The sequence below is a fragment of the Streptomyces montanus genome (assembly GCF_005786655.1).
GTDB lineage: Bacteria > Actinomycetota > Actinomycetes > Streptomycetales > Streptomycetaceae > Streptomyces > Streptomyces sporangiiformans.
The window spans coordinates 1-21032 of sequence record NZ_VBZC01000061.1; the positions used below are offsets into that span (position 1 = coordinate 1).

The window sequence follows — 21032 nt, forward strand, 5'->3', positions numbered from 1 at the left end:
GCCCGGGCGGCGGCCGCGCGGGCCACGAGGTCGGCGGCCTGCTCCTCGCGCAGCCGCTCGTTGACGGCGCGCGCGGCGGCCGTGGCGGCGGCCGGCCAGACGCGGTCGATGGCCGCGTTGACGGCCGCCCCGACGAGCACCGCGAAGGCCGAGACACCGATCCACAGGAGCACGGCGACGGGCGCGGCCAGGGAGCCGTAGATCGTCGGGCCCTCGATCGTGGTGGTCAGATAGATCCGCAGCAGGAAGCTGCCCAGCACCCACATCCCGAGCGCCACCAGGGCACCGGGCACGTCCTCGATCCACGGCGAACGCACCGGCACGGACACGTGGTAGAGCGTCGTCAGGAAGACGATGGACAGCAGGATGACGACAGGCCAGTACAGGACCTGCACGACGGTCGTCGACCACGACACGAGGCCCACCACCGCGTCCGGGCCCGCGACCATCAGCGGCAGCGCGATGGAGCCGATCAGCAGCGCCACCAGGAACAGCAGGAACGCCATCAGCCGGGTCCTGACGATGCCGCGGACGCCGTCGAGGCCGTACATGACGGTGATCGTGTCGATGAAGACGTTCACCGCGCGCGAGCCCGACCACAGCGCGAACAGGAAGCCGAGGGAGATGACGTCGGGCCGGCCGCCCTTCATCACGTCGTGGAGGATCGGCTGGGCGATCTCCGTGACGCCCTTGTCCGTGAGGATCGTGCGCGAGGCCTCCAGCAGGTTGGTCTCCACGCTGGCGATGGTGTCGGCGCCGGTCCAGTCGTCCACGTAGCCGAGCAGTCCGAGCATGCTCAGCAGCAGCGGCGGCACGGACAGCAGCGTGAAGAACGCGGCCTCCGCGGCGAGCCCCAGGATGCGGTACTCGATGCAGGAATTGACGGTGTCCTTCAGCAGCAGCCAGGCGGTCCTGCGTTTGGAGACATTCCGGTAGAGAGCGCGTGCCCGGTGAAGCCGACCGGACGGGCCCTCTGGAGTTTCGCTTGCTGGCTGCACTCCCTAACCGTATCTGCCGCGACGTGCGGTCTTCACCGACCGTCCGGGAGGTGACCGCCGCGGTACTCGGGGGTAGGTTGCCTGGTATGGCTACCGGGACCAATGAAGTGACCAACCAGGCTCCGCCGCTGGCCGGATATGACGTCTTCAGTGCAGACCGGGTGCTGGCGGAAGCGGTCGACCGGCATCTCGATCCCGAGCTGCTGGGCGAGGCGCGCGACGAGCTGGCGGGCCTGGGGCGCAGCGCCGGTTCCGCTCAGGTCCAGGACTGGGGGCGGCTGGCCAACGAGAATCCGCCCAAGTTGCGTACGCACGACCGTTACGGGAACCGCATCGACGAGGTCGAGTTCCATCCGTCCTGGCACCGCGTGCTGGGCAAGGGCGTCTCGGCGGGGCTGACCGCGGCCTGGGGGCGGCCCGGCGGGCATGTGCGGCGGGCGGCCGGGTTCGTGGTCTGGACGCAGGTCGAGGCGGGCAACGGCTGCCCGCTGTCGATGACGCACGCGGCGGTGCCCGCGCTGCGCACGGACCCGGCGCTCGCGGCCGAGTGGGAGCCGCGGCTCACGTCCACCGTCTACGACCAGGGTCTGCGGCCCGCCTCGCAGAAGGCGGGCGTGCTCTTCGGCATGGGCATGACAGAGAGGCAGGGCGGCAGCGACGTACGGACCAACACGACGTCGGCGCGGCCGCTCGCCGAGGACGGGACGTACGAGCTGACGGGCCACAAGTGGTTCTGCTCGGCGCCGATGTCGGACGGCTTCCTGGTGCTGGCGCAGACGTCCCCCGCCGAGGGAGTCGCGGGAGAGGACAGCCTGACGTGCTTCCTCGTCCCGCGTGTGCTGGAGGACGGCACGCGCAACGCGTTCGCGATCCAGCGGCTCAAGGACAAACTGGGCAACAGGTCGAACGCGTCGAGCGAGGTCGAGTTCGACGGGACCTGGGCGCGCCGGGTCGGGGACGAGGGGCGCGGGGTGCGCACCATCATCGAGATGGTCGCGATGACCCGGCTGGACTGCGCGCTCGGCGCCGCCTCCCTCATGCGGCAGGCGGTGGCGCAGGCCGTGCACCACTGCACGTACCGCGAGGCCTTCGGCGGCAAGCTGATCGACAAGCCGCTGATGCGCAACGTACTGGCCGATCTGGCGCTGGAGTCCGAGGCCGCGACGACGCTGTCCATGCGGCTGGCCGCCGCGTACGACGACGGGAGTGAGCGGGAGCGGGCGTTTCTGCGGCTCGCGCTGCCGGCCGCGAAGTACTGGGTGACCAAGCGCTGCACTCCGGTCGTGGTCGAGGCGTCCGAGTGCCTGGGCGGCAACGGATACGTGGAGGAGTCCGGCATGCCGCGGCTGCTGCGCGAGTCGCCGCTCAACTCCATCTGGGAGGGCGCGGGCAATGTCCAGGCGCTCGATGTGCTGCGGGCCCTCCAGCGCGAGCCGCAGGCCCTGAACGCGTATCTCGAGGAGGTCGGCCGGGCGCGCGGCGCCGACCACCGGCTGGACGGGGCGATCAAGAACCTGCTCACCGAACTCGCCGACCTGGAAGGCATCGAGGGTCGTGCCCGGCGCCTGGTCGAGCGGATCGCGCTGGTGCTGCAGGGCTCGCTGCTCGTGCGGTACGCGCCCGCGGAGGTCGCCGACGCGTTCTGCGCGTCACGCCTCGGCGGAGACTGGGGAACGGCGTTCGGGACGCTGCCGCACAGCCTGGACCTGGCAGCGGTGGTGGAACGGGCGCGGCCCGTTTCCTGAAGCGGCACCGCCGAACCCGGGTCGGCCTCCGGCACGGGGGTGGTGCTGCGCCGACACGGCACCACCCCCGTTCTCCGGCCCCGTCGTGCGGAGCACACACACCGCACGCGGCGGCGTTGGGACAATTTTCGGCCACCATGGAGGACTTGGCCAGGGTTGCAGGGGGTTGCAAGCCTGCTCCGGCCTTGGGACCCTTGGCCGGCGGAGGCTGGGAACCACGTCCGCTCAGCCCTTCCGGGAGGTCCCAGTGACGCACTCGCCGTTGGACGTGACGCGGTTGGCCGCCGTCGACGCGCCGCGGGCGGCACAGGTGCTCAACGAGGTACGGACGGCGACGCTCTCCGGGCAGCGAGCCCCGGTCGCACCGCGCCCGGTCATCGGGGAGTCCTGGAAGCGCGTGCTCCGCGGCGGCGTCGACCCCGACCAGGACGTCCACGCCGGACCGCTCAGCCGTGACGAGGTCGAGCGGCGACGGCGCGACTCCCCGCTGTGCCATGTGCTGCCGGTGTTGCGCGCGGGCCTGCTGTCGGTCGCGGACGCGGGGCAGATCATGATCGTCGCGGACGCGGAGGGCCGGGTGCTGTGGCGCGAGGGCAGCCGGCCCGTCATGCGCAAGGCCGACGGACACGGCTTCGGCATCGGCGGGGACCTGTGCGAGCAGGTCGTCGGCACGAACGGTGTCGGCACGTCGGCGGTCGCCCGCCGCCCCGTCCAGGTCTTCGCGTCCGAGCACTTCGTCCGCAGCTACGCCACCTGGACCTGCACGGGTGCTCCCGTCACCGATCCGCGCGACGGCCGGCTGATCGGTGTCGTGGACATCAGCGGGCCGCTGGAGACGACGCACCCGGCGACGCTCGCGTGGGTCGACTCGGTGGCCAAACTCGCCGAGGCGCGGCTGCGGGAGCGGCATCTGGTCGCGCTGGACCGGCTGCGTTCGGTGGCCGCGCCGATCCTCTCCCGGGTCGGCGGCCGCGCGCTGGCCGTGGACAAGGACGGCTGGACCGCCGCGGTCACCGGCACACCCCATGTGGACCGGCTCGCGCTGCCCAGGACGATCGCGGGTGAACAGGTGTGGCTGCCCGCGCTGGGGCTGTGCTCGGTCGAGCCGCTGCCCGGCGGATGGCTGGTGCGCGCCTCGGACGAGGAGGCCGCGAGGAACGCCACGCGGATCGTGCTGGACGTGGGACAGGCGCGCCGCTGGTCGGTGACCGTGTCGGGCGGCGCGGGAGACTGGACGCACGAACTGAGCCCGCGCCACGCCGAGTTGCTCTACCTCCTGGCCCTGCACCGCACCGGCCGCAGCGCCTCGGGCCTGGCCGAGGACCTCTTCGGCGATCCGGCCCGCACGGTGACCGTGCGCGCGGAGATGTCGCGTGTGCGCCGGTATCTGGGGGCTTTCCTGGAACACCGCCCGTACCGTTTCCGCGAGGACGCCGAGGTCCGGGTGAGCCTGCCGGAGGACCCGCTCGACCTCCTCCCCCACTCCACGGCACCGGCGGTGCTCAGGTCACGCGGCCCGGGCCCGAACTCGGGGCGGCTCGCGGCGGGTTGAGGGCGCGCTGCGTGAGTGAGCCCGTGGCCCACGCGGGGCGAGCGGTGCGCTCCGACGGCGGTACGGCCGAACTCGGTCCTCCCTCTCGTACCACGTATTCCGGGGTATTCGCCCAGGCCCGGCGACATCTGACGTACCATCCATCCCGTGGCCCCCCACACTGTTCCTCCGGATCAACGCACTGATCATGAGGGGCAGTTGGCCTACGAAGGGAGGACCTATGACGTACCGAGGCAGGCACCGCCGCCGCAAGAAGGGACGCGCGCTGCGGGCGACCCTGGCCGGCACCGCCCTCGGCCTCACCGTCGCCGCGGGCCTCATCACTACGTCGCAGGCGGCGAGCAGCGTCAATCCGGGCGCGCTCACCCCGATCACCGCCTCGTCCGAGAAGGACAAGCTCCAGCTGCGCGAGAACGTGGTCGACGAGGGCACCCTCGACACCTTGCAGAACGGGATGGGCGGGAGCGTCGGCGTGGACGGCGTCCTCGGTGACGCCAACCACTCGATGCGCGACAGGGCGGACTGCGACGCCACCGAGAAGGCCGCCCTGCCCGTCGAGCCGGCCGCCACGCGCGCCTACTGCTGGGAGGACGCGGACGCGAAGACCCGGAAGTGGCGGCCCCAGTCCGTCACCACCTCCGGGGACGCGGACCAGGACGGCAGGTGGGGCTCCCACCGCGTGATCCTGTCCGGCTGGACCCACAACGACAGCGCCGCGGACGCACGGGAGGAGGACAGGGGCCTCGCCCGGGTCGCCTTCATCGACGCGACCGATCCGAAGGACCTCAAGTACCGCTGGGTCCTGCTGGTCGCCCCGGTGGACGGCGGCAAGGACTTCGAGGCCGTCCGCTCCCGCGCCGGCGGCATGGTCTGGTACCAGGACAAGCTGATCGTCACGGCCGAGAACGGCGCCGCCGGCAACGAGGCCCTGTTCGTCTTCGACATGAACCGCATCCTGCGCGCCGACGTCATCAGCGACACGGTCGGCAAGGTGAAGGACGGCTGGTCGGCGCACCGCTACCGGTACGTGATGCCGGCGATGGGCTCGTACAGCCTCACCGGCGGCAGCTGCGACGCCACCACGAACGACCGCATACCGTGCCTCGCCTCCGTCTCCCTGGACCGCACGTCGACTCCGGACAGCCTGGTCGCGAACGAATGGTTCCGCTCGGACGGCGACGAACCGGCCCGCGTGTGGCGCTACGACTACAGCACCGGGAGCGACCGTACGGGCCTGCTGGCCGCCGACTCCGCCGGACGCGTCGACGCCGGCGAGGCGTACGAGACCGAGGCCGTCGGCCTGCAGGGCGTGCTCTCGCACCGGTCGAGCGGCGCGAGCGAGGCGGACTGGTACGTCGACCACGCGCCGGGCACCCGCGACCGGCACGGCACGCTCTGGCGGCAGAACGGGAGCGTCGCCAAGGCCGCGAAGTGCGGTTCGAACCAGTCGTACGCCTGCTGGGGGCAGCACACCCAGTCGATGTCGTACTGGCAGGAGACCGGCGAGCTGTGGACGCTGACGGAGCGGCAGTCCGCCACCCGCCCCGAACGGGTGCTGTACGCGGTCCCGCTGCCCTCGGTCGAAGACTCGCTGGAGTGAGCGGATCCCGGGCGCCATCGGCCCGGTCACGGCAAGTACCGCTCCGGACCGAGCCCGTTCCGGGGCGGGCTCGCTTTGGAGCGCGGCTCGCCTTCATGGTTCGCTGAGCCGCATGAGCATCGCTGTCACCACTTGGTCGCTGGAGCAGACCTCGCCGGCCGACCTGTTGCCCGCGGCCGCACCGTCCGGCGACATCCGGATCGTCCGCTCCGAGGTGCCCTCTCCCGAGTTCAGCCGCTTCCTGTACGCCGCCGTCGGCGGCGACATCCGCTGGACCGACCGGCTCGGCTGGACGTACGCGCAGTGGCAGGAAGACCTCGACAGGCCGGGAGTCGAGACCTGGGTCGCGTACGACCGCGGGACGCCCGCCGGATACGTACATCTGGACCCGCAGGACGACGGGGTCGTGGAGATCGTCTACTTCGGCCTGATTCCGGCCTTCCGGGGGCGGCGGATCGGCGGACACCTGCTCTCGTTCGGGGTCGCGCGCGCATGGGACCTGGCCGAGCGCTGGCCGCGGCGGACGCCGACGAAGCGCGTCTGGCTGCACACCTGCAGCAAGGACGGGGAGCACGCGATGGACAACTACCTGCGGCGCGGCTTCAAGGTCTTCGACACCAAGGTGGAGGAGGAGCCCGACGTGCCCGCCCCGGGCCCCTGGCCGGGGGCGGGGACGACCGTCTGACCTGGTGAGGCCCTGAAAAGACCAGCCGGTTTCCAGCCATGTGACCAAGGACACCCTTGTCTCGCATCTCGGGACAAGGATGTCCGCACTGTGGACAAAGCTGGACTGTGTCCAGATCGCCGTGCCAGGCTTCCGTCATGCCTGGAACTGGAATTGCCTTGGTGAGTCGGCGGCACGTCGACCTCGGCCGCATGTCCAGCGCCATCTGTCCGGCGAGCTGATCACCCCCAGCACCGCCGACCTCCCCCTCTTCGTCTCGCCCTGCGCAACGACGCGCACGTATGCCCGCATGCGCTCGCATGCGTCCGCACGCGCAGGTCCTGAGCCGCTCTCCCGCCTGTCCCGAAGGACGTAGAACCATGGCCGCCACCCCACAGAAGCCTGTCGCCGCGCCCCGCCGCAAGGTGAGCCGTCACCGTGGCGAGGGCCAGTGGGCCGTGGGTCACTTCACCCCGCTCAACGGCAACGAACAGTTCAAGAAGGACGACGACGGTCTCAACGTACGGACACGTATTGAGACGATCTACTCCAAGCGGGGCTTCGACTCGATCGACCCCAACGACCTGCGCGGCCGGATGCGCTGGTGGGGCCTCTACACCCAGCGCAAGCCCGGAATCGACGGCGGCAAGACCGCGATCCTGGAGCCGGAGGAGCTGGACGACGAGTACTTCATGCTCCGGGTCCGCATCGACGGCGGCCGGCTCACCACCGAGCAACTGCGGGTGATCGGTGAGATCTCGCAGGAGTTCGCGCGCGGCACCGCCGACATCACCGACCGGCAGAACGTCCAGTACCACTGGATCCGCATCGAGGACGTCCCGGAGATCTGGGAGCGGCTGGAGGCCGTCGGCCTCTCGACGACCGAGGCCTGCGGTGACACCCCGCGTGTGATCCTCGGTTCCCCCGTCGCCGGGATCGCCGAGGACGAGATCATCGACGGCACCCCGGCCATCGAGGAGATCAACCGCCGGATCATCGGCAACAAGGAGTTCTCCAACCTGCCGCGGAAGTTCAAGTCGGCGATCTCCGGCTCACCGCTGCTCGACGTCGCGCACGAGATCAACGACGTCTCCTTCGTCGGCGTGAACCACCCGGAGCACGGCCCCGGCTTCGACCTCTGGGTCGGCGGCGGCCTCTCCACCAACCCGAAGCTCGGGCAGCGCCTGGGCACCTGGGTGCCGCTGGACGAGGTGACGGACGTCTACGAGGGCGTCATCTCGATCTTCCGCGACTACGGCTACCGGCGCCTTCGTACGCGGGCCCGAATGAAGTTCCTGGTCGCCGACTGGGGCGTCGAGAAGTTCCGCCAGGTGCTGGAGGACGAGTACCTGAAGCGGAAGCTGATCGACGGCCCGGCGCCCGCCGAGCCGGTCGCCCGCTGGCGCGACCACGTCGGTGTGCACCGGCAGAAGGACGGCCGCTTTTACGTCGGTTTCGCGCCCCGCGTGGGCCGGGTGGACGGCACCACGCTGACGAAGATCGCCGAGCTGGCCGAAGCACACGGCTCGGGCCGGCTGCGCACCACCGTCGAGCAGAAGATGATCGTGCTCGATGTGGAGGAGTCCAAGGTTGCCTCGCTCGTCGAGGGTCTTGAGGCGCTCGACCTCACCACCAAGCCCTCCCCGTTCCGGCGCGGCACGATGGCCTGCACCGGCATCGAGTTCTGCAAGCTCGCGATCGTCGAGACCAAGGTGCGCGGTGCCTCGCTGATCGACGAACTCGAGCGCCGCATCCCGGACTTCGACGAGCCGATCACCATCAACATCAACGGCTGCCCGAACGCCTGCGCCCGTATCCAGGTCGCGGACATCGGTCTCAAGGGCCAGCTGGTCCTGGACGACCAGGGCAACCAGGTCGAGGGCTACCAGGTGCACCTCGGCGGCGCGCTCGGCCTCGACGCCGGTTTCGGCCGCAAGGTCCGTGGCCTGAAGGTCACCGCGGAGGAGCTGCCGGACTACGTCGAGCGGGTCCTCAAGCGGTTCCAGGAGGAGCGCGAGGAGGGCGAGCGTTTCGCCACCTGGGCGTCCCGCGCCAGCGAGGAAGCCCTCTCATGAGTGAGCGCGCGGCGCCCTTCTACTGCCCGTACTGCGGCGACGAGGACCTGCGTCCCAGCGAGCAGGGTCACGGCGCGTGGGAATGCGGAGCGTGCAATCGAGCCTTCCAGTTGAAGTTCCTCGGGCTGCTCGCCCGGGGGCTTCAGCACACAGAGGGTGGAGGGGACGAGATATGAACACGGTTCAGGCCGACCAGGCCGAATCAGGGACTGAGAACGATCAGGACGCGGCACTGAAGGCGCTCGCCGAGCAGGCGGGGCGCGATCTTGAGGACGCGTCCGCCCTGGAGATCCTCCAGTGGGCCGCCGACACGTTCGGCAAGAAGTTCTGCGTGACCTCCTCGATGGAGGACGCGGTGGTCGCCCACCTCGCCTCCCGCGCCATGCCCGGCGTGGACGTCGTGTTCCTCGACACCGGCTACCACTTCCCCGAGACCATCGGCACCCGGGACGCGGTCGAGGCCGTGATGGACGTCAACGTCATCACGCTGACCCCGCGCCAGACCGTGGCCGAGCAGGACGCCGAGTACGGGCCGAAGCTGCACGACCGCAACCCCGACCTGTGCTGCGCGCTGCGGAAGGTCAAGCCCCTCGAGGAGGGGCTCACGCAGTACACCGCCTGGGCCACGGGCCTGCGCCGCGACGAGTCCCCGACCCGGGCGAACACCCCGGTCGTCGGCTGGGACGAGAAGCGCCGCAAGGTCAAGATCTCCCCGATCGCCCGCTGGACGCAGGACGACGTCGACGCGTACGTCGCCGAGCACGGTGTGCTCACCAACCCGCTGCTCATGGACGGTTACCCCTCCGTGGGCTGCGCCCCCTGCACCCGCCGGGTGCTGGAGGGCGAGGACGCGCGCGCCGGTCGCTGGGCGGGCCGCTCCAAGACCGAGTGCGGGCTGCACGGCTGATCATGACTGCGCTTTCGACGAACCAGGAGAACCAAGTGACCGGAGCCACCATCTGGCTCACGGGTCTGCCGAGCGCCGGCAAGACCACCATCGCGAACGAACTGGCCGGCCGGCTTCGCGAGGAGGGCCACCGTGTCGAGGTGCTCGACGGCGACGAGATCCGTACGTTCCTGACGGCGGACCTCGGTTTCAGCCGCGAGGACCGGCACACGAACGTGCAGCGCATCGGCTTCCTCGCCGACATCCTGGCCCGCAACGGTGTCAAGGCGCTGGTGCCGGTGATCGCGCCGTACACGGACAGCCGTGAGGCGGTGCGCAAGCGCCACCAGGCCAGCGGGGCGCCGTACATCGAGGTGCATGTCGCGACGCCGGTCGAGGTGTGCTCCGAGCGTGATGTGAAGGGGCTGTACGCCAAGCAGGCGGCGGGCGAGATCTCCGGGCTCACCGGGGTCGACGACCCGTACGAGGAGCCCGAGTCGCCCGATCTGCGCATCGAGTCGCACACCCAGACCGTGCAGCAGTCCGCGGCCGCGCTGCACGCGCTGCTGACCGAGAGGGGTCTCGCATGACGACCGTCGCCACTGTCTCCGAGGGGACCGACAGCCCGTACGCGCTGAGCCACCTGGATGCTCTGGAGTCCGAGGGCGTGCACATCTTCCGCGAGGTGGCGGGTGAGTTCGAGCGGCCGGTGATCCTCTTCTCCGGCGGCAAGGACTCCATCGTCATGCTGCACCTCGCGCTGAAGGCCTTCGCCCCCGCCGCGATCCCCTTCTCCCTGCTGCACGTCGACACCGGGCACAACTTCCCCGAGGTCATCGAGTACCGCGACCGCACCGTTGCCCGGCACCAACTGCGCCTGCACGTCGCCTCCGTCCAGGACTTCATCGACCGCGGCCTGCTCAAGGAACGCCCCGACGGCACCCGCAACCCGCTGCAGACCGTGCCGCTCACCGAGAAGATCCGGACCGAGCGGTTCGACGCCGTCTTCGGCGGCGGGCGGCGCGACGAGGAGAAGGCGCGGGCCAAGGAGCGCGTGTTCTCCCTGCGCGACGAGTTCTCCCAGTGGGACCCGCGCCGTCAGCGGCCCGAGCTGTGGAACCTCTACAACGGCCGCCACGCACCCGGCGAACACGTCCGCGTCTTCCCGCTGTCCAACTGGACCGAGCTGGACGTGTGGCAGTACATCGCCCGCGAGAACATCGAACTGCCGCAGATCTACTTCGCCCACCAGCGCGAGGTCTTCCAGCGGGCCGGCATGTGGCTGACCGCCGGCGACTGGGGCGGGCCCAAGGACGACGAGACCGTCGAGAAGCGCCTCGTCCGCTACCGGACCGTCGGCGACATGTCCTGCACGGGCGCCGTGGACTCCGACGCCACGACGCTGGACGCGGTGATCGCCGAGATCGCCGCATCCCGGCTCACCGAGCGGGGCGCCACGCGCGCCGACGACAAGCTCTCCGAGGCCGCGATGGAAGACCGCAAGCGCGAGGGGTACTTCTAGCCATGACCAGCACCACAGAAACCACCGAGCCGCTGTCGGTCGAGCAGCTGTCCGCGACGACTCTGTTGCGCTTCGCGACCGCGGGATCCGTCGACGACGGCAAGTCCACGCTCGTCGGCCGTCTGCTGCACGACTCCAAGTCGGTCCTCGCCGACCAGCTGGAGGCCGTGGAGCACGCCTCGCGCAGCCGTGGCCAGGAGGCGCCCGACCTGGCGCTGCTCACCGACGGTCTGCGCGCCGAGCGTGAGCAGGGCATCACGATCGACGTGGCGTACCGCTACTTCGCCACGGCCCGGCGCCGGTTCATCCTCGCCGACACACCCGGCCACGTGCAGTACACCCGCAACATGGTGACGGGTGCCTCCACGGCCGAGCTGACGGTGATCCTCGTGGACGCCCGCAACGGCGTCGTCGAGCAGACCCGCCGGCACGCCGCGATCGCCGCGCTGCTGCGGGTTCCGCACGTGGTCCTTGCGGTCAACAAGATGGACCTCGTCGACTACCAGGAGTCCGTGTTCGCCGCGATCGCCGAGGAGTTCACGGCGTACGCGTCCGAGCTGGGCGTTCCCGAGATCACCGCGATCCCGATCTCGGCGCTCGCCGGTGACAACGTGGTGGAGCCTTCCGCGAACATGAACTGGTACGGCGGCCCGACGTTCCTGGAGCACCTGGAGACGGTCCCGGTCAGCCACGACCTCACGACCTGCCACGCGCGCCTGCCCGTGCAGTACGTGATCCGTCCGCAGACCGCCGAGCACCCCGACTACCGGGGGTACGCGGGTCAGATCGCGGCCGGTGCGTTCCGTGTCGGCGAAGAGATCTCCGTGCTGCCCTCCGGCCGTACGTCGAAGATCTCCGGGATCGATCTGCTGGGCGAGCCGGTCGACGTGGCCTGGACGACGCAGTCGGTGACCATCCTGCTGGAGGACGACATCGACATCTCGCGCGGCGATCTGATCGTGCCGCGCAAGGACGCGCCCGCGACCACGCAGGACATCGAGGCGACCGTCTGCCACGTCGCCGACGCGGCGCTGACCATCGGTCACCGCGTGCTGCTCAAGCACGGCACCCGCACGGTCAAGGCGATCGTCAAGGACATCCCGTCCCGGCTGACCCTCGACGACCTGTCCCTGCACCCGCACCCGGGCCACCTGGACGCCAACGACATCGGCCGCGTCAAGATCCGCACCGCCGAGCCGCTGCCGGTCGACTCGTACGCCGACTCCCGGCGCACCGGCTCGTTCATCCTGATCGACCCCTCCGACGGCACCACGCTCACCGCGGGCATGGTCGGCGAGTCCTTCGCCTCGCCGGAGCCGGTCAAGGCCGAGGCGGACGACGACGGGTGGGACTTCTGATCATGAACTCCTCCGACTTCTACTCCACGTTCGCGAAGGAGGGCGGCCGCGTCGGCAGCGGCGCCCTCGGCAGCGGGCAGGGCGGAGTGGCGCGATGTGCGTGATGACGTACGCGCACCGCCTGCGCGCCCTCACCCCCCACCGCCTGCGAAAACGAAGACCTGCCGACCTCCCGGCCACGACCTGAGAGCCGTGACCGCCGGGCCGACGAGAGGAACTCCTCCCGTGTCTGCCACCCGAAGTACGCTGCGCCGCGGCCTCGCCGCCATGGCCGCGCTGCCCCTTCTCGCGCTCGCCGCCACCGCCTGCGGCTACGGCTCCCAGTCCAAGGACGACGACACGTCGAAGGTCGCCGCCGTGGGCAAGAAGATCGACGGTCTCGCCTCCGTCCGCATCGGTTACTTCCCGAACCTGACGCACGCCACCGCACTCGTGGGCGACCAGGAGGGGCTGTTCCAGAAGGAGCTCGGAGGCACGAAGGCCTCGTACTCCCAGTTCAACGCGGGTCCCGCGGAGATCGAGGCGCTCAACTCGGGTTCGATCGACATCGGGTGGATAGGTCCCTCGCCCGCCATCAACGGCTACAGCACGACCAATGGCAAGGGCCTGAGGATCATCGGTGGCTCCGCGTCCGGCGGTGTGAAGCTCGTGGTCAACCCGAAGAAGATCACGTCCCTGAAGGACGTCAAGGGCAAGAAGATCGCGACCCCTCAGCTGGGCAACACGCAGGACGTGGCGTTCCTCAACTGGATCGCGGAGCAGGGCTGGAAGGTCGATCCGCAGAGCGGCAAGGGCGATGTGTCCGTGGTCCGCACCGACAACAAGATCACTCCGGACGCCTACAAGTCGGGCTCCGTCGACGGTGCCTGGGTGCCGGAGCCGACCGCGTCCAAGCTGGTCGCCGAGGGCGGCAAGGTCCTCCTCGACGAGGCCGACCTGTGGCCCGACAAGAAGTTCGTGATCACGAACATCATCGTGTCGCAGAAGTTCCTCAAGGAGCACCCGGACGTCGTCGAGGCCGTGCTGCGCGGCTCGGTGAAGACCAACGCGTGGATCAGCGCCCACCCGGACGAGGCAAAGGCCGCCGCCAACACCAAGCTCAAGGCGCTGTCCGGCAAGGCCCTGCCGGCCGACGTCCTCGACCCGGCGTGGAAGTCGATCCAGTTCACCAACGACCCACTGGCCGCCACCCTCAACACCGAGGCGGAGCACGCGGTGAAGGCAGGTCTGCTGGAGAAGCCGAAGCTTGACGGCATCTACGACCTCGCGCCGCTCAACAAGGTCCTCAAGGCCGAGGGCGAGAGCCCGGTCGACGACGCCGGTCTCGGCGTCAAGTAAGCCCGGACATCAATGAGTTCCCAGGAGGTGACGACCATGGCAACAGCCCTCGCCAAGGCCGCCGACACCAGTACGTCGGTGGAGTACGCCGCGCGGATCGAGCACGTCTCGAAGTCCTTCCCCGGACCCGCCGGGCAGCAGCTCGTCCTCGACGACATCACCCTCGATGTCGCGCCGGGCGAGTTCGTCACCCTCCTGGGGGCCTCGGGCTGTGGTAAGTCGACGCTGCTGAATCTGGTCGCCGGGCTGGACAAGCCGTCCGCGGGCGGCATCAGCACCGACGGCCGCCCGGCCCTGATGTTCCAGGAGCATGCCCTTTTCCCGTGGCTGACCGCGGGCAAGAACGTCGAACTCGCCCTGAAACTGCGGGGCGTGCCGAAGTCGGAGCGCCGGGACAAGGCCGAGGAGCTCCTGGAGCTCGTACGGCTGAAGGGCGCGTACGGGAAGCGCGTGCACGAGCTGTCCGGCGGTATGCGGCAGCGGGTCGCGCTGGCCCGCGCGCTCGCGCAGGACAGCAAGCTGCTGCTGATGGACGAGCCGTTCGCGGCGCTCGACGCCATCACGCGGGATGTGCTGCACGACGAGCTGACCCGCATCTGGCGCGAGACGAACCTGTCGGTGTTGTTCGTGACGCACAACGTGCGCGAGGCGGTGCGGCTCGCCGAGCGCGTGGTGCTGCTGTCCTCGCGCCCGGGGCGTATCGCGCGGGAGTGGACGGTGGACATCCCGCAGCCTCGCCGTATCGAGGACGCCGCCGTGGCGGAGCTGTCCGTCGAGATCACCGAACAACTGCGTGGGGAGATCCGCCGTCATGGCCAGCACTGAGACCACGGTCGACGGGAACGTCAAGGACGGGAACGTCAAGGACGGCAATGATCTCGCCGGACTCGAAGCGGGCCTCGACGCACTGGAGACCGTCCAGACCGCGCGTACGCCGCTGCGGAAGACCCTCGTCGAGAAGATCCTGCCGCCGGCCGTCGCCGTCCTGCTGGTGCTGGTGGTCTGGCAGGTCCTGGTGTGGGCGAAGGTCACCGACAGCTACAAGCTGCCCGCGCCGTCAGCGGTCTGGGACGAGGTCCAGGAGGCCTGGCTCCAGGGCACGCTCCTCGAATACATCTGGACCAGCGTCTCCCGCGGCCTGCTGGGCTTCCTCATGGCCCTGGCGATCGGTACGCCCCTGGGTCTGCTGGTCGCGCGGGTGAAGTTCGTGCGTGCGGCGATCGGACCGATCCTGTCCGGGCTGCAGTCGCTGCCGTCGGTGGCGTGGGTGCCGCCGGCGGTCCTCTGGCTCGGGCTGAACGACTCGATGATGTACGCGGTGATCCTGCTCGGCGCGGTCCCGTCGATCGCCAACGGGCTCGTCTCCGGTGTCGACCAGGTGCCGCCGCTCTTCCTGCGGGCGGGCCGCACTCTGGGCGCGACGGGGATGCGCGGCACCTGGCACATCGTGGTGCCCGCCGCTCTCCCCGGCTACCTCGCGGGCCTGAAGCAGGGATGGGCGTTCTCGTGGCGTTCGCTGATGGCCGCGGAGATCATCGCGTCCTCGCCGGACCTGGGCGTCGGGCTCGGCCAGCTGCTGGAGAACGGCCGTACGGCGAACAGCATGCCCATGGTGTTCCTCGCCATCCTCCTCATCCTGATCGTCGGCATCGCCATCGACCTGCTGATCTTCAGCCCGCTGGAGCGGTGGGTCCTGCGCAACCGCGGTCTCCTCGTGAAGAGCTGAACTCCCATGCACAGTCCGGTACTTCTCGTCATCGCCCACGGCAGCCGCGACCCGCGTCATGCCGCGACGGTGCACGCCCTGGTGCGCCGCGTACGGGCCCTGCGACCGGGCGTACGCGTGGAGACCGGCTTCCTGGACTTCAACGTCCCTTCCGTCTCAGGGGTGTTGAATTCCCTGGCGGCGGAGGGCGTACGGGATGTCGTGGCGCTTCCTTTGCTGATGACGCGGGCCTTCCATGCGAAGGCTGACATCCCGGCGGTGCTGCGCGAGGCGCCGCCCCGGCTGCGGATCCGGCAGGCCGAGGTGCTCGGCCCGTCGCCGCTGCTGACCGCCGCGCTGGAACGGCGGTTGTACGAGGCCGGGCTGAGCCCGGCCGACAAGTCCTCGACCGGGGTCGTGCTGGCCTCGGCGGGGTCCACGGACCCGGAGGCGATCGCAGTGATCGCAGAAATCGCGCGGGAGTGGCGGCACACCGGTTGGTGCGCCGTGCGGCCTGCGTTCGCCTCCGCATCACTCCCCCGCACGGAGGACGCGGTACGGGAGCTGCGCGCCCTCGGCTGCGAGCGGGTGGCCGTCGCTCCGTACGTGCTCGCGCCCGGCTTCCTGCCGGACCGGATCGCCCACGGGGCCGCCGAAGCGGACGTCCTGGCGGACGTCCTGGGACCGGCGCCCGAGGTGGCGCGGGTGCTGCTGAACCGCTACGACACGGCCCGCGCCGGCCGGCTGCCCGCGCTGACGTCTGTGGGCGCCTGACCCGCACCGACGCCAACTGCTCAGCGTTCAGTGCCCCGCTGCGCTCGCTTCGGCCCGGCGCGGGTCACGCCCGCTCAACGCCAGGGCTCGCTCGAAGGCGGGGGCGTCGTCGGGCAGCGTGACGGGGGCGACGAAGCCGTCGTACTGGCGGTAGACCTCTGCGTGGGCTTCGACCACGTCGAGGACCAGCCGGGCGGTGGCGTCGGAGACACGTAGTTCCTGGCCGGTGGCCGTCGCCATGTCCCAGCCGTGGACGGCGAGTTCCTTGACGATCAGGGAGGCGATCTCCACGGCGGGCATCGTCATGAAGCCCAGGTCGATGTCGCCCTCCCAGACCTGCGGGTCCGCCCAGGCGGCCACGGCCCGGTCGAGTTGGCCGGCATAGGCGTCGGCCCAGGCGGGGTCGGCGGTGAAGTCCTGGCGGGTCAGCTCCTCGGGGAGTGGAATGCGCCGGGCGCGGTGCTCCAGGCCGTGGGAGGTGTAGAGGATCCAGTGGTTGGCGAGGGCGCGGACGTCCCACTCCCCGCAGGAGGTGGGAGCGTCCAGCTGTCGGGGCGCGACACCGCGCGCGATGCGGGCGGCCTCGGCCGCGCACTCGGTCATGCAGGGATACACGTCGTCGCGATTCATGGACACCACGCTAGAAAGAGCCCGCTCAGACCTCTTGAACAAACGCGACAGCCTCGTCGACCAGCCGCGTCAGTTCGGACACCGGCATCGAGCCGACGGCCCTCCGTTCGCGCGCGAAGGTGTTGGCGAGTCGCTGGAGGGTGTCATTCACCGGGGTCGGTACACCGTGCAGCCGGCCGAGCAACGCGATCTCGCCGTTGAGGTAGTCGGCCTCGATGGTGCCTGTGCCACGGGCAAGGGACTGCCAGGAGGAGCCGCCGCCGCGTGCGGAGCCGGCCAAGGGCTCCAACCGGATCTTGTCGCCGCGTGCTTCCTTCTGCTCGTCCTCCCCCACGTAGGGGATCTGGGCGGCCGCCAGCACCGCCTCGCCCTCGGCGCGGGCGCGCCGGAAGAGGGCCAGGCCTTCCTCGTCGGCCCGGCCGTCCTCGCCGGCCAGCGGGCCGGTGACGGCCTCGATCGCATTGGCCACGTTGGCCAGCAGTTTGGCGTACTTCCAGCGCATCACGTCGGGCACGACCGGTGCCTCGAAGCGGTCCGTCTTCTCCAGACCGGCCCCGATGCGGGCGGCCGTCTCGTCCGTGCCGGAGGGATAGCGGCCCAGGTGGAGGATGCCGCTGAGCGGGGTGCCACCGGCCGACACCGAACCGGGCTCGACGAACGTGGCGGGCAGCCATACGCACATGCCGTACACGTTCCGGAAGCGGCGCAGCGCGAGACGTTCGCCGTCCACGCCATTCTGGGCGCAGACCAGCGGCAGCCGCTCCGCGGCGGTGCCCCCGCCCACCACGGGGCGCGGGCCCCAGGCGTCCAGGGCCGCCTCACTGTCCTGTGTCTTGACCGCGAGCAACAGCACGTCGTCCGCCCGCAGTTCACCCAGCGGCTCGGGCCCGCGGACCGTGGGCAGCCGGTGGGTGCGCGTCCCGTCCGGGGTCGCCACCCTCAGCCCGCCGTCACGCAGCGCCTCGTAGTGCGCGCCGCGCGCCACGAGCACCACCTCGTGCCCCGCCTCCGCGAGCCGGCCGCCGATGACACCGCCGACCGCTCCTGCTCCGATGATGATGTAGCGCATGCCCTGAGCCTCGCACAGATATGTGTAGCCTCCAGGGATGATTCCGGAAAGTCTCACGCTCGGCTCCGATCTCTCCGTACGCCGCCTGGGATATGGCACCGCGCAGCTCACAGGCCCCGGTTACTGGGGGCCGCGCGGCGACGCGCGGGACGCGGTGGCCGTGCTGCGCAGGGCGGTGGAGCGCGGGGTCACACTGATCGACACCGCCGACAACTACGGCCCGTCGATCGCCGAGGAGCTGGTCGCCGAGGCCCTGCACCCGTATCCGGCGGACCTGGTGATCGCCACCAAAGGCGGGGTCGTACGCACCAGTGACAGCGCCTGGCACATCGCCGGGCGGCCCGAGCAGCTGCGGGCGATGTGCGAGGCGAGCCTGCGGCGGTTGCGGGTGGAGCGGATCGATGTGTACCAACTGCACCGGCTGGACCCCGAGGTGCCCCTGGCCGAACAGCTGGGAGCGCTCGACGAGTTGCGCCGTGAGGGCAAGATCCGGCACATCGGGCTCGACACCGTGACGGCAGAACAGCTCGAAGCGGCCCTGGAGTTGACGGAGATCGCCTCGGTGCAGAACCGCTACAACCTCCTCGACCGAGCCTCCGAGCCACTGCTGAAGCTGTGCGAGGCGCGGGGGATCGCCTTCCTGCCGTGGTTCCCCCTGGGCAACGGCTCGTTGACGGCCGACCCGGTGTGCTCGGACATCGCCGCCGCGCAGGGAGCGACGCCGGGGCAGATCGCCCTGTCCTGGCTGCTGCACCGCTCCCCCGTCCTCTGCCCGACCCCGGGCACGGGCTCGCTCGCGCACCTGGAGGAGAACCTGGACGCGGGCGCGATCCGCCTCACGGCGGCGGACCTGGCTCGCCTGGGCTGACGGTCCCGGGCGGCTCGCCGCTCCGGCCGCGGTCGGCGCTGGACGTGGTCAGCCGGCGGTCATCTCGGTGAGCTTGACGACGGTGTTCCAGTTGCGGCTGGTGGCGATGATGTCCTTCACCAGCCTGGGCCTCGACAGGATCTCGGCCAGCTTGGAGCGGCCGAGGCCTTCGGGGGCGTAGAGGTAGAGGCAGCGGTCGCCGAGGCGGAACTCCTCCGGGAGGAAGGCGGCTTGGTCGACGGACGCGAAGCGTTCGGGGCCGACCGGGGCCGAGAAATAGGTGACGTGCAGCTGCTTGGCCTCCAGCTCGGCGGCCGGGAAGGGACAGGCGTCGAGCACGGCCTGGAGGTACGCGTGGTCCCGCACCAGAACGTCGACCCGGAAGCCGAAGCGCTTCTCGAGGGCCCCCGACAGCTCCGCCGCGAGTGACTCCTCGTCACCGTGGTCGCTGGTGAAGGTGGCGTTGCCGCTCTGCAGATAGGTGCGTACGCCGGTGTGGCCGAGGCCTTCCAGAAGCGTGCGCAGTTCGGCCATCGGCACCTTCTTGCTGCCGCCCACATTGATCCCGCGCAGAAGCGCCGCGTACGTCGTCACCCGCACACCATAAGGCGGCCGTCGTACCCCGTGGGGGTGGGCACGACGGCCGCGGCTCGTAGAGATTACTCGACGATCTTCAGGAGCTTGTTCGGGGTACCCGGGGACGCGTTGGAGATCTTGTCCGCGGTCGCGCCGTCGGTGAGCGCCTGGGCGACCTGCGCCGGGGTGGAGTTGGGGTGGCCGGCGAGGTAGACGGCGGCGGCACCCACGACGTGCGGCGTCGCCATCGACGTACCGGAGATCGTGTTGGTGGCGTCGTCGCCGGTGTTCCAGTCGGAGGTGATGTCCGAGCCGGGGGCGTAGATGTCCACCACGGAACCGAAGTTGGAGAAGTCCGACTGCTTGTCGTCCTTGGTGGAGGAGGCGACCGTGATGGCCTCGGGGACCCGGGCCGGGGAGCCCTGCCCCGCGTCGGCGGACTCGTTGCCGGCCGCGACGGCGAAGGTGACACCGGAGGCGATGGCCTTCTGCACGGCCGCGTCGAGGGCTTCGTCCGCACCGCCGCCTAGGCTCATGTTGGCGACGGACGGGCCGGAGTGGTTCTTGGTGACCCAGTCGATGCCCGCGACGACCTGCTCGGTGGTGCCGGAGCCGGAGTCGTCGAGGACGCGGACGCCGACGACCTTCGCCTTCTTCGCGACGCCGTGCGCCTCGCCCGCGATGGTGCCCGCGACGTGCGTGCCGTGGCCGTTGCCGTCCTGCGCGGTGTCGTCGTTGTCGACGGCGTCGAAGCCGTCCGAGGCGCGACCGCCGAAGTCGCTGTGACTGACGCGCACTCCGGTGTCGATGACGTACGCGGTGACGCCCTCGCCGGCGCCGTCGGGGTAGGTGTACTTCCCGTCGCCCTTGGTGTCGGTCTGGTCGATGCGGTCCAGGCCCCACGACGGCGGGTTGGACTGGGTGGCGTCGATGTGGAACTTCTTGTTCTGGACCACCTTGTCGACGGCCGGGTCGGCGGCCAGCCGCTTGGCCTCGGTCTCGGAGAGCCCGGAGGCGGAGAAGCCGTTCACGGCCGAGGAATAGGTGCGCTTCAGCGAACCGCCGTACTCCTGGGCGAGATCCTTCTTGCCGACCTTGGTGCTCTTCTGGTCGAGCAGCACGATGTAGCTGCCGGAGACGGCGCCCTTGGCGTCGAGGCCGTAGACCTTGCCCTCGGCGGGGGCTGCCGCCCCGGCGGTGGTGCCGGCGATGACGGTCACGCCCACCGCGGTGGCGGTGGTGGCGATGGCCGCGGTCAGCCTCATCCTGCGGGTACGCATGCGAATTGCCATGAAGAGGGGTCTCCTCGTGGTGTATGTGGGGGGTTTGTGGGGGGTCTGACCGCCGAGCGAAGAAGTTACCCGGCGGTTGGCAAGAAACCCTGACGGATTGACGCGCGCAGATCAACACCTACGTACACCTGTGACTCAATCGACAAGCGTTCGCAATAACAAAGGGGTTCAGGGGCGACACATCGGACGCGCGTCACCGTGACCTGCATGACCCCGAGAAGTCCCTTTACGTGTAAGGGGCCCACATCCTCCCTAGTGCTGATGTCGTGAGCACCGAGGGGAGGACTGAGCGGTCCGTCAGTTCACCGGGCAGCACGAGGAGATGGCTTTATCCGGCCCATACCTTCGAAGCCATGAGGGACGGCAGGGGGCCGTCACCG

At 70.2% G+C, this 21032-nt stretch carries 21 protein-coding genes; 16 read left to right on the top strand and 5 right to left on the bottom strand.

Features of this window, described 5'->3' with window-relative positions:
* On the bottom strand, nt 1-998 hold a 998-nt coding region (locus FE633_RS37685), incomplete at its 3' end, for a YihY/virulence factor BrkB family protein (protein ID WP_138049667.1).
* An 86-nt stretch (nt 999-1084) separates the two neighbouring features.
* Here FE633_RS37685 and FE633_RS37690 point away from each other — a divergent pair.
* The 15 genes from FE633_RS37690 to FE633_RS37760 all read left to right on the top strand — a co-directional run bounded on the left by FE633_RS37690 (nt 1085) and on the right by FE633_RS37760 (nt 16217).
* Entirely contained in the window at nt 1085-2743 is a 1659-nt protein-coding gene (locus FE633_RS37690; protein WP_138049668.1) for an acyl-CoA dehydrogenase family protein, read from the top strand.
* Between the two features lie 247 nt (nt 2744-2990).
* Nucleotides 2991-4295, top strand: a complete 1305-nt coding sequence (locus FE633_RS37695) for a GAF domain-containing protein (RefSeq protein WP_138049669.1) — start codon at nt 2991-2993, stop codon at nt 4293-4295.
* A 220-nt stretch (nt 4296-4515) separates the two neighbouring features.
* A complete protein-coding gene (locus FE633_RS37700) occupies nt 4516-5895 on the top strand; it encodes a hypothetical protein (RefSeq protein ID WP_138049670.1) in 1380 nt (459 codons plus the stop codon).
* A 112-nt stretch (nt 5896-6007) separates the two neighbouring features.
* Nucleotides 6008-6580 carry a GNAT family N-acetyltransferase gene (locus FE633_RS37705; RefSeq protein ID WP_138049671.1) on the top strand — a complete coding sequence of 191 codons (573 nt, stop codon included), beginning with the start codon at nt 6008-6010 and terminating at the stop codon, nt 6578-6580.
* A 137-nt stretch (nt 6581-6717) separates the two neighbouring features.
* A complete protein-coding gene (locus FE633_RS49605; protein ID WP_310739661.1) occupies nt 6718-6801 on the top strand; it encodes a putative leader peptide in 84 nt (27 codons plus the stop codon).
* 138 nt (nt 6802-6939) lie between these two features.
* Nucleotides 6940-8634: a nitrite/sulfite reductase gene (locus FE633_RS37710; protein ID WP_138049672.1), complete on the top strand. Its 1695-nt coding sequence runs from the start codon at nt 6940-6942 to the stop codon at nt 8632-8634.
* Nucleotides 8631-8810, top strand: a complete 180-nt coding sequence (locus tag FE633_RS37715; protein ID WP_138049673.1) for a hypothetical protein — start codon at nt 8631-8633, stop codon at nt 8808-8810. Before FE633_RS37710 ends, FE633_RS37715 begins: the two co-directional genes overlap by 4 nt.
* On the top strand, nt 8807-9541 hold the full coding sequence (locus FE633_RS37720) for a phosphoadenylyl-sulfate reductase (protein ID WP_138049674.1): 735 nt from the start codon (nt 8807-8809) through the stop codon (nt 9539-9541). The genes FE633_RS37715 and FE633_RS37720 overlap by 4 nt, the downstream gene beginning before the upstream one ends.
* A 2-nt stretch (nt 9542-9543) precedes the next feature.
* Nucleotides 9544-10110: an adenylyl-sulfate kinase gene (gene cysC, locus FE633_RS37725; RefSeq protein ID WP_138049675.1), complete on the top strand. Its 567-nt coding sequence runs from the start codon at nt 9544-9546 to the stop codon at nt 10108-10110.
* The gene (gene cysD / locus FE633_RS37730) at nt 10107-11042 is read left to right on the top strand and encodes a sulfate adenylyltransferase subunit CysD (RefSeq protein WP_138049676.1); all 936 of its coding nucleotides are present in this window, start codon (nt 10107-10109) and stop codon (nt 11040-11042) included. The genes cysC and cysD overlap by 4 nt, the downstream gene beginning before the upstream one ends.
* Before the next feature lie 2 nt (nt 11043-11044).
* Nucleotides 11045-12400 (top strand): sulfate adenylyltransferase subunit 1, encoded by a 1356-nt coding sequence (locus FE633_RS37735; RefSeq protein WP_138049677.1) that lies wholly within the window; start codon nt 11045-11047, stop codon nt 12398-12400.
* A gap of 225 nt (nt 12401-12625) precedes the next feature.
* The gene (locus tag FE633_RS37745) at nt 12626-13738 is read left to right on the top strand and encodes an aliphatic sulfonate ABC transporter substrate-binding protein (protein ID WP_425473283.1); all 1113 of its coding nucleotides are present in this window, start codon (nt 12626-12628) and stop codon (nt 13736-13738) included.
* 36 nt (nt 13739-13774) lie between these two features.
* Nucleotides 13775-14563 (top strand): ABC transporter ATP-binding protein, encoded by a 789-nt coding sequence (locus FE633_RS37750; RefSeq protein ID WP_138049679.1) that lies wholly within the window; start codon nt 13775-13777, stop codon nt 14561-14563.
* Nucleotides 14550-15464 carry an ABC transporter permease gene (locus FE633_RS37755; RefSeq protein WP_138049680.1) on the top strand — a complete coding sequence of 305 codons (915 nt, stop codon included), beginning with the start codon at nt 14550-14552 and terminating at the stop codon, nt 15462-15464. Before FE633_RS37750 ends, FE633_RS37755 begins: the two co-directional genes overlap by 14 nt.
* 6 nt (nt 15465-15470) lie before the next feature.
* Nucleotides 15471-16217: a sirohydrochlorin chelatase gene (locus tag FE633_RS37760; protein ID WP_138049681.1), complete on the top strand. Its 747-nt coding sequence runs from the start codon at nt 15471-15473 to the stop codon at nt 16215-16217.
* Between the two features lie 27 nt (nt 16218-16244).
* Here FE633_RS37760 and FE633_RS37765 read toward each other — a convergent pair whose 3' ends face one another.
* Both FE633_RS37765 and FE633_RS37770 read right to left on the bottom strand, forming a co-directional pair.
* On the bottom strand, nt 16245-16847 hold the full coding sequence (locus tag FE633_RS37765) for a TIGR03086 family metal-binding protein (protein WP_138049682.1): 603 nt from the start codon (nt 16845-16847) through the stop codon (nt 16245-16247).
* 25 nt (nt 16848-16872) lie between these two features.
* Nucleotides 16873-17916 (bottom strand): ketopantoate reductase family protein, encoded by a 1044-nt coding sequence (locus FE633_RS37770; RefSeq protein ID WP_138049683.1) that lies wholly within the window; start codon nt 17914-17916, stop codon nt 16873-16875.
* 37 nt (nt 17917-17953) lie between these two features.
* On the opposite strand from FE633_RS37770, the gene FE633_RS37775 reads away from it, so the two are divergent.
* A complete protein-coding gene (locus tag FE633_RS37775) occupies nt 17954-18784 on the top strand; it encodes an aldo/keto reductase (protein ID WP_138049684.1) in 831 nt (276 codons plus the stop codon).
* A 48-nt stretch (nt 18785-18832) separates the two neighbouring features.
* On the opposite strand, the gene FE633_RS37780 is transcribed toward FE633_RS37775, so the two are convergent.
* Both FE633_RS37780 and FE633_RS37785 read right to left on the bottom strand, forming a co-directional pair.
* Nucleotides 18833-19378 (bottom strand): DUF1697 domain-containing protein, encoded by a 546-nt coding sequence (locus FE633_RS37780; protein WP_138049685.1) that lies wholly within the window; start codon nt 19376-19378, stop codon nt 18833-18835.
* Between the two features lie 65 nt (nt 19379-19443).
* Entirely contained in the window at nt 19444-20652 is a 1209-nt protein-coding gene (locus FE633_RS37785; RefSeq protein ID WP_138049686.1) for a S8 family peptidase, read from the bottom strand.
* Nucleotides 20653-21032: the final 380 nt, after the last annotated feature.

What these genes read in the sequence shown, in the direction of transcription:
- FE633_RS37690 (WP_138049668.1), top strand. Translation starts at nt 1,085, where the DNA reads ATGGCTACCGGGACCAATGAAGTGACCAACCAGGCTCCGCCGCTGGCC.
- FE633_RS37700 (WP_138049670.1), top strand. Translation starts at nt 4,516, where the DNA reads ATGACGTACCGAGGCAGGCACCGCCGCCGCAAGAAGGGACGCGCGCTG.
- FE633_RS37705 (WP_138049671.1), top strand. Translation starts at nt 6,008, where the DNA reads ATGAGCATCGCTGTCACCACTTGGTCGCTGGAGCAGACCTCGCCGGCC.
- FE633_RS49605 (WP_310739661.1), top strand. Translation starts at nt 6,718, where the DNA reads ATGCCTGGAACTGGAATTGCCTTGGTGAGTCGGCGGCACGTCGACCTC.
- FE633_RS37710 (WP_138049672.1), top strand. Translation starts at nt 6,940, where the DNA reads ATGGCCGCCACCCCACAGAAGCCTGTCGCCGCGCCCCGCCGCAAGGTG.
- FE633_RS37715 (WP_138049673.1), top strand. Translation starts at nt 8,631, where the DNA reads ATGAGTGAGCGCGCGGCGCCCTTCTACTGCCCGTACTGCGGCGACGAG.
- FE633_RS37720 (WP_138049674.1), top strand. Translation starts at nt 8,807, where the DNA reads ATGAACACGGTTCAGGCCGACCAGGCCGAATCAGGGACTGAGAACGAT.
- cysC (WP_138049675.1), top strand. Translation starts at nt 9,544, where the DNA reads ATGACTGCGCTTTCGACGAACCAGGAGAACCAAGTGACCGGAGCCACC.
- cysD (WP_138049676.1), top strand. Translation starts at nt 10,107, where the DNA reads ATGACGACCGTCGCCACTGTCTCCGAGGGGACCGACAGCCCGTACGCG.
- FE633_RS37735 (WP_138049677.1), top strand. Translation starts at nt 11,045, where the DNA reads ATGACCAGCACCACAGAAACCACCGAGCCGCTGTCGGTCGAGCAGCTG.
- FE633_RS37750 (WP_138049679.1), top strand. Translation starts at nt 13,775, where the DNA reads ATGGCAACAGCCCTCGCCAAGGCCGCCGACACCAGTACGTCGGTGGAG.
- FE633_RS37755 (WP_138049680.1), top strand. Translation starts at nt 14,550, where the DNA reads ATGGCCAGCACTGAGACCACGGTCGACGGGAACGTCAAGGACGGGAAC.
- FE633_RS37760 (WP_138049681.1), top strand. Translation starts at nt 15,471, where the DNA reads ATGCACAGTCCGGTACTTCTCGTCATCGCCCACGGCAGCCGCGACCCG.
- FE633_RS37765 (WP_138049682.1), bottom strand. Translation starts at nt 16,847, where the DNA reads ATGAATCGCGACGACGTGTATCCCTGCATGACCGAGTGCGCGGCCGAG.
- FE633_RS37770 (WP_138049683.1), bottom strand. Translation starts at nt 17,916, where the DNA reads ATGCGCTACATCATCATCGGAGCAGGAGCGGTCGGCGGTGTCATCGGC.
- FE633_RS37775 (WP_138049684.1), top strand. Translation starts at nt 17,954, where the DNA reads ATGATTCCGGAAAGTCTCACGCTCGGCTCCGATCTCTCCGTACGCCGC.
- FE633_RS37785 (WP_138049686.1), bottom strand. Translation starts at nt 20,652, where the DNA reads ATGGCAATTCGCATGCGTACCCGCAGGATGAGGCTGACCGCGGCCATC.